Here is a 6,025-nt window from a genome sequence, read left to right as displayed (position 1 = left end):
CATTTTACATTAGCAAGATATTTAAATTGTTTTGAATATTCTCACTCCGTTTAGTCATTTTTGTTAGAGAAAACAGGGGGCGGCACGTTAGTCATTGTACTTCAAAGCATAGGCGCGCAAAAAAAAAATTAAAAATTTTATTAACAGATTAATGTGTAAAAATACAATGGTGTACCGGCCAGGAGCCTTGCCAGCAGATGAAAGCGGCCGGAACCGGAAAATAATATAGCTGCAACTTTACGAAAGTGATTGAAAGCGACTGCACTAGCAAAAAATAAGATCATAAAAGCAGTAGCGCCCGGTTTAATGTTACGTACGTAAATGTTTTTTTGATAATGCGCAGTTTAAACCTATTTGCCTGAACGCCACATCCCTGTTGTTTTAGCTGAGGATCAACAATTTTATATTGCGTAATTATGCAAACAGGAGAGCGGGATTATATCCTTTTATATTGCAGCTTAACCGGTTACGTTTATGCTTAAAGTTACTGTCCGTTTAACAAATCATTAACAACTTATTAAGAATTCAAACCTGAAAAAAGGTTAACTTAAGAATACATTAATCCTGGCTATTTTAGCTAACCCTGTTGACCATTAAGACCATAAAGACAAAAGACCATAAAGACACAATTCCATTGCATGTTGAAGATGTAATTGCTTGTTTGATAAACTGATGTGCCATGTCCTTACATTTAGTACTATGTAACCCGGTTTTTGCCTGCAAAAGACGAGCTGTAATTTGTACACCTTGCTACTACTATAATACCCCGTATAGTGGTTACAGTTAATATTTGTTGCACTGAAAATTGTTTTGTGAACATATGTCTTTCATCTGCAATCTGGATTAATATGAACCATAATAGCATGATACAAACTTATATTATCCGCGTTATCAGAAACCTTCGTTTGTTACGCCGCCAGCGTGAATATTCACAGGAGTATATGGCATTTATGCTGAACATTTCCCAGAATGCTTACAGCCGTTTGGAAAGTGGTAAAACGCCAATGACCATTAACCGTTTGTTTCAGATATGTGACCTGCTGGAAGTACACCCCGTAGAGTTGTTAACGTTAGAATCAATACCTGATGCGTTGAGCAATAGCAGCAGATAATAACAGGCCGCAAAAGAAGCCGCCGCCTGAGAGCAGCGGCATAATAACAGTATGCAAACACGCAAAACTGCTGCCAGCCGCGTCTTTCGGACGATGTGCACAGGCGCTGAAAAAGGAAGACCGGGAAACCCCGGCCTTCGTGGTGAGTCATAGGATGGTTACAACAAGATGGTTGTTGGTTAATACATGCCCGAACATTTAATAATAATGTTTGTACCATAACCGGCCCCGCCATTGGCAGTAAAATATGTTGAACAGGGATGAGCTTTGCTGTAAGGTATATCACGCAGCACGCGTGTAAAGGAATGCAGGACAGACAATGGGTTGTAGTAGGTGTACATAACAATAATTTAAACCACACAATAAATCTTCAAAAACGTGGATCAGCATGTTTGATCTTCATTAAAATTGACATTTATTTTTTACTTTTCCTAAACACACAGTGGTTAAAATATGCTTAGAGGGTTTAAAAAGTAAATGCAAAAAAAGTCCTGTCGCAGCAAGCCGCAACAGGACATTATCATTATCGGAAAAGATATTAATTCAAAGATGGATCAATGGGAAAGTTGGCCATGATGGCAAAATTGTTACCCAGGTTTTTCAGCGATTGCTGCCAGATATTCTGCTCTTTTTCATCAAAAATAAGGGCAGCGTCGCTTTCAGATAATATCCACGACTTTTCATTGAACTCATTTTCCAGCTGCCCGCTGCTCCAGCCGCTGTAGCCAATAAAGAATTTGATCTTGCCGGCATCCAGCCTGCCCTCATTCAGCAGTGTTACCACGCTTTCAAAACGGCCGCCCCAGTAAATACCGGGAATAATTTCAAAGCCGCCATCTATCAGCTCGGGTTGCTGGTGTACAAAGTGAATAGTGTCCATTTGCACAGGGCCTCCGAAAAACACCGGTATGTTATGCACCAGCACTTCAGGCACCAGCTCATCCAGCGTTTGATCAAAAAGCTTATTGATCACAAAGCCAAAGCTTCCTTTTTCCTGATGCTCACAAAGCAGCACCACAGTACGCGCAAAGTTCGGATCTTTCAGAAAGGGATCAGCTATGAGTAATATACCAGGAGCAAGGGACACCATACGCAACAGTTTTGATCACTAAAATAAATTTAACCAATTTTGACTGTAAATGAAACAGCTGTAATAAAAAAAGGAGGCTAGAAAGCCTCCTTACCATTTTATCAACCAAAATCTAAATCGCTTATGGAACGAAATCCACGTCGATGTATGTAGAAAGTTTAATTGCTCTAATTTGTTCTCTGGTACCTCTAACACAAATTTAGTACCAGTTTACATAGCAAAGGTAAGCAAAGATGAAATAAAAAACGCAGCAGGCCGCAGTTAAAATTACGTTAAAGTGATAGTGTTTTGTTAAAATTAAGCTGGTGAACGGGTTACGTGGTCTAATTTTGTATTATCGTTGCTATAGCAATAATTGTTTTTGATATAATTTAAAACACTTAATATTATCTTAGAAAGTTTACAAATCAGAAATCTGCATATTTAAGTTTTTACAAAATACATGCTACCGTTAAAAAAGACATTTCCAATAATAGTTGTTCTCATCACTTTATCCTTACTGGGCATCATTGTTATACAGGTCAGTTGGATACGTAATGCCGCTATTCTGCGTAAAGAACAGGTAGAGCAGCGCTACATGAACGCCCTGATTACCGTGCGGGATGAAATGGTGCGCAGGCAGGCGCCGCCCATCCGTTTTAAAATGGGAGGCACCACGCTTAGCAAAGGAGCCGACAACAGCATAACCCTGGAGAAATATGAGCTGGGTAATATAACCGTAGACGTGAGTGACCGCTTTACTACCGATGAGGTGCAGCAGCTGGTAGACAGCACCATGCGCAAGCAAAAGCTGGATCCCAGCGTTGATTTTGCCATTATTGGCCGAAGCACGCTCAATGATAAGGTGATCGTAAAGCTGCAGTCGCCCCACTTTTCCGATCATATGGACCTGGCTAATAAAGATACCACGCAATATTCCATACAAACCGTTCCGCTGGTAAGCAGCCTGGATTTACTGGACGACCGTACCGAACTATTGTATATAATTTTCCCCAACAACAACCTTGCTTTGCTGCGCTGGCTGGGTTGGGTAATTGCGGGGTGCGTGCTTTTTACCCTCATTATTGTTACTGCATTTGCCCTTACCATCCGCACCCTGCTGAACCAGAAGAAGTTATCGGAGATAAAATCGGATTTCATCAATAACATGACGCATGAGCTGAAAACCCCGCTGGCCACCATATCCCTGGCTATTGACGCCATTGGCAACCATAAGGTGATGGAGAACAGGGAGAAAATACAATACTTCTCCGGCATCATTAAGGAGGAGAATAAGCGCATGAACAAGCAAGTGGAAAGTATTCTACAATCTGCCCTGCTGGAGAAGAACGAGATTGGCCTGAACCTGCAGGTGCTGGATGTGCATGAGATAATACAGCATACGGTGGATAACCTGCAGCTGCAGCTGGCCTCCAGGAACGGCCGGGTAGAGCTTAGGCTGGATGCTATTAACCCTATTATTAAAGCAGATGATGTGCACTTCTCCAATGTGATCTTTAACCTGCTGGATAATGCCATTAAGTATTCCCGGCAGAATCTTGAAGTAATGATCAGCACCTATAATACCCGCAAAAGCATCGTGATTACCATTTCGGATAATGGTATTGGCATGAGCCGCGATACCATTTCACGTATCTTTGAAAAATTTTACCGCGCCCACACCGGTAATGTGCATAATGTAAAAGGGTTTGGCCTGGGCCTGAGCTATGTTAAAGCAATTGTGGATGCGCATAAAGGAAAAATAAAGGTAGACAGCGCTTTGGGCAAGGGCAGTAAATTTACACTGGAATTTCCGCAGGAATAAAAGCAGCAGGCAAAAAACATAAAGCATAAAGCTGATCAAATTTGTTCAAAAACCGGGTGGAAACCGCTGCCTTCATTCGTAATTGGTAATTAAATAATTCGTAATTGACTGTGATATGGCATTAACAGAAAAGGAATTGCAACGTTTCAGCCAACCCATAGCCGTACCCGGTATGGGAGTGGCTATGCAGGAAAAGCTGAAAGCATCCCGGATATTGGTCATAGGGGCCGGTGGCCTGGGGTGCCCGGTAATACAGTATCTCAGCGCCAGCGGCGTTGGCGTAATAGGCATTGCGGATTATGGTGTAATAACAGAAGAGGATATGCACCGCCAGCCTGTTTTCCAGATGCAGGACCTGCGTAAGCATAAAGCCAAAATGGCCTCCAGCCGCTTATGGGCCAGCAACCCGTTTACCAAACATTACCCTTTGCTGGTGCAGGTAAAGCCTGAAAACGTGGAGCAGCTGATCACGGAAATGGACCTGGTAATTGATTGCTCACAGCATTTGCCCACTCACCTGGTGGTAAATGATGCCTGCGTGCTGCACAAAAAGCCTTTTGTGATGGGAGAGGTGCATAACTGGGTGGCCTGGTGGGCTGGGTATAATATGCCGCAGCTGGATGGCGCTTTATCTGCCTCTTACCGCTGCAGCGCCGAGCTTACGGAAACCTACCGCAATTTTGACACAGGTGCGATGAGCGCTACCCATGGGGCTACCGGCCTGCTGATGGTGAATGAAATACTGAAGTACCTGGTAGCAGTGCCGGATGGCCTGGTAAATAAGCTGTACAGCATGGATTACCTGCACAACAAGCTACAGGTGCATACCCTGGCACCGGATGCCGCTGTTATTGCGCAAACCAAGGCAGCCGGCATTTTAACGGCCGAAGCATATGGCCTGGAGATAGTACCGGATGTGGAGGATTAATGCCTGAGATCCTGCATTATTTTTCAACAGCAAGCGTACACCCTTTGGCGCTCACCTTCAGCTGGTGCTTTACACCCAGGCGCAGCGCATAGTTCTCTACCTGGTGGCCGGAAGGGAAGTTGTAGCACACCGGGTATTTATATTCCTTTACAATGTTCCTGATGATCTCAAACTCGTTCTGCCCAAAGGGGGTGGCTGTTTCCCTACCGTCTACAAAAGCGCCTACTACCAGGCCGGCCAGTTTATGCAGCCAGCCGGCGCGTTTCAGGTTGTACATCATCCGGTCCACATTATAGCGGTATTCGCTAATGTCTTCTAGTAGCAGTATTTTTCCGTGGGTGTCAATCTGCGACTTGGTGCCTGACAAATTGGCCAGCAATGACAGGTTGCCGCCTACCAGCACGCCACTGGCCTCACCGGGGCGGTTCAGCTCATGCGGGGCGGCTGCATACTTGTAAGCTTTGCCGCGCAGCGCCTGGCGCAGGCTGTCTACATACTCATTGTCTGCTGTACCTGCCGTAATACCGCTGCACATCAGGGAATGCAGGGTGGCAATGCCGTAGCGCTGCTGTATATGTGCATGCAGGGTGGTAATATCGCTATAGCCGCACAGCCATTTGGGATGCTTGCGGAAACGGGTAAAATCCAGGTTGTCGAGCAGGCAGATCATCCCATATCCGCCGCGGCCGAATACAATGGCTTTTATCTCCGGGTCGTCCAGCATATCCTGCAGCTCTTCCAGCCGCAGCTCGTCCGGCGCGGAGAAATTGTGAAAGCTGGTGCCCACTGTTATGCCCAAATGCACCCGGTAGCCCCAGGAGCTGATGATACCGGCGGCGTATTCTGCAGCAGCCAGCTCCATCTTGCTGCTGCTGCAGGTAATGCCTATAAGGTCGCCTTTTTTGAGGTAAGGTGGAATTTTCATCATTCTAATGTGCTTTATTTACCTTTGCGAACTGGTTCATTGGTTCAATTTAAATGGTATGTCCAAAATAAACCAATAAACCAGAAAACTAACAAACCCGCAAACATTTAAGTATTGTTTAAACCGATATGGCAAAATTTAATAGATATTTAATAACAGCGGCGTT

Annotated in this window: 5 protein-coding genes; 3 read left to right on the top strand and 2 right to left on the bottom strand. The window is 44.5% G+C overall.

The window, feature by feature from the left end; genetic code table 11:
- Positions 1-848: 848 nt before the first annotated feature.
- Positions 849-1,112 carry a helix-turn-helix domain-containing protein gene (locus VFS25_RS25345; protein WP_414647722.1) on the top strand — a complete coding sequence of 88 codons (264 nt, stop codon included), beginning with the start codon at positions 849-851 and terminating at the stop codon, positions 1,110-1,112.
- Positions 1,113-1,650: 538 nt separating this feature from the next.
- On the opposite strand, the gene VFS25_RS11430 is transcribed toward VFS25_RS25345, so the two are convergent.
- Positions 1,651-2,202 (bottom strand): YqgE/AlgH family protein, encoded by a 552-nt coding sequence (locus VFS25_RS11430; protein ID WP_326462275.1) that lies wholly within the window; start codon positions 2,200-2,202, stop codon positions 1,651-1,653.
- 442 nt (positions 2,203-2,644) lie between these two features.
- Here VFS25_RS11430 and VFS25_RS11425 point away from each other — a divergent pair, with 442 nt between their 5' ends.
- Both VFS25_RS11425 and VFS25_RS11420 read left to right on the top strand, forming a co-directional pair.
- Positions 2,645-4,006: a HAMP domain-containing sensor histidine kinase gene (locus VFS25_RS11425; RefSeq protein WP_326462274.1), complete on the top strand. Its 1,362-nt coding sequence runs from the start codon at positions 2,645-2,647 to the stop codon at positions 4,004-4,006.
- A gap of 115 nt (positions 4,007-4,121) precedes the next feature.
- The gene (locus VFS25_RS11420) at positions 4,122-4,934 is read left to right on the top strand and encodes a HesA/MoeB/ThiF family protein (protein ID WP_326462273.1); all 813 of its coding nucleotides are present in this window, start codon (positions 4,122-4,124) and stop codon (positions 4,932-4,934) included.
- 16 nt (positions 4,935-4,950) lie between these two features.
- Here VFS25_RS11420 and VFS25_RS11415 read toward each other — a convergent pair whose 3' ends face one another.
- On the bottom strand, positions 4,951-5,862 hold the full coding sequence (locus VFS25_RS11415) for an LD-carboxypeptidase (protein WP_326462272.1): 912 nt from the start codon (positions 5,860-5,862) through the stop codon (positions 4,951-4,953).
- Between the last annotated feature and the right edge of the window lie 163 nt (positions 5,863-6,025).

This window comes from Chitinophaga sp., from assembly GCF_035761305.1.
In the GTDB taxonomy this organism is placed as follows: domain Bacteria; phylum Bacteroidota; class Bacteroidia; order Chitinophagales; family Chitinophagaceae; genus Chitinophaga.
Note: the sequence above shows the minus strand (reverse complement) of the source record. Positions and strands in the feature narration are given on the sequence as shown.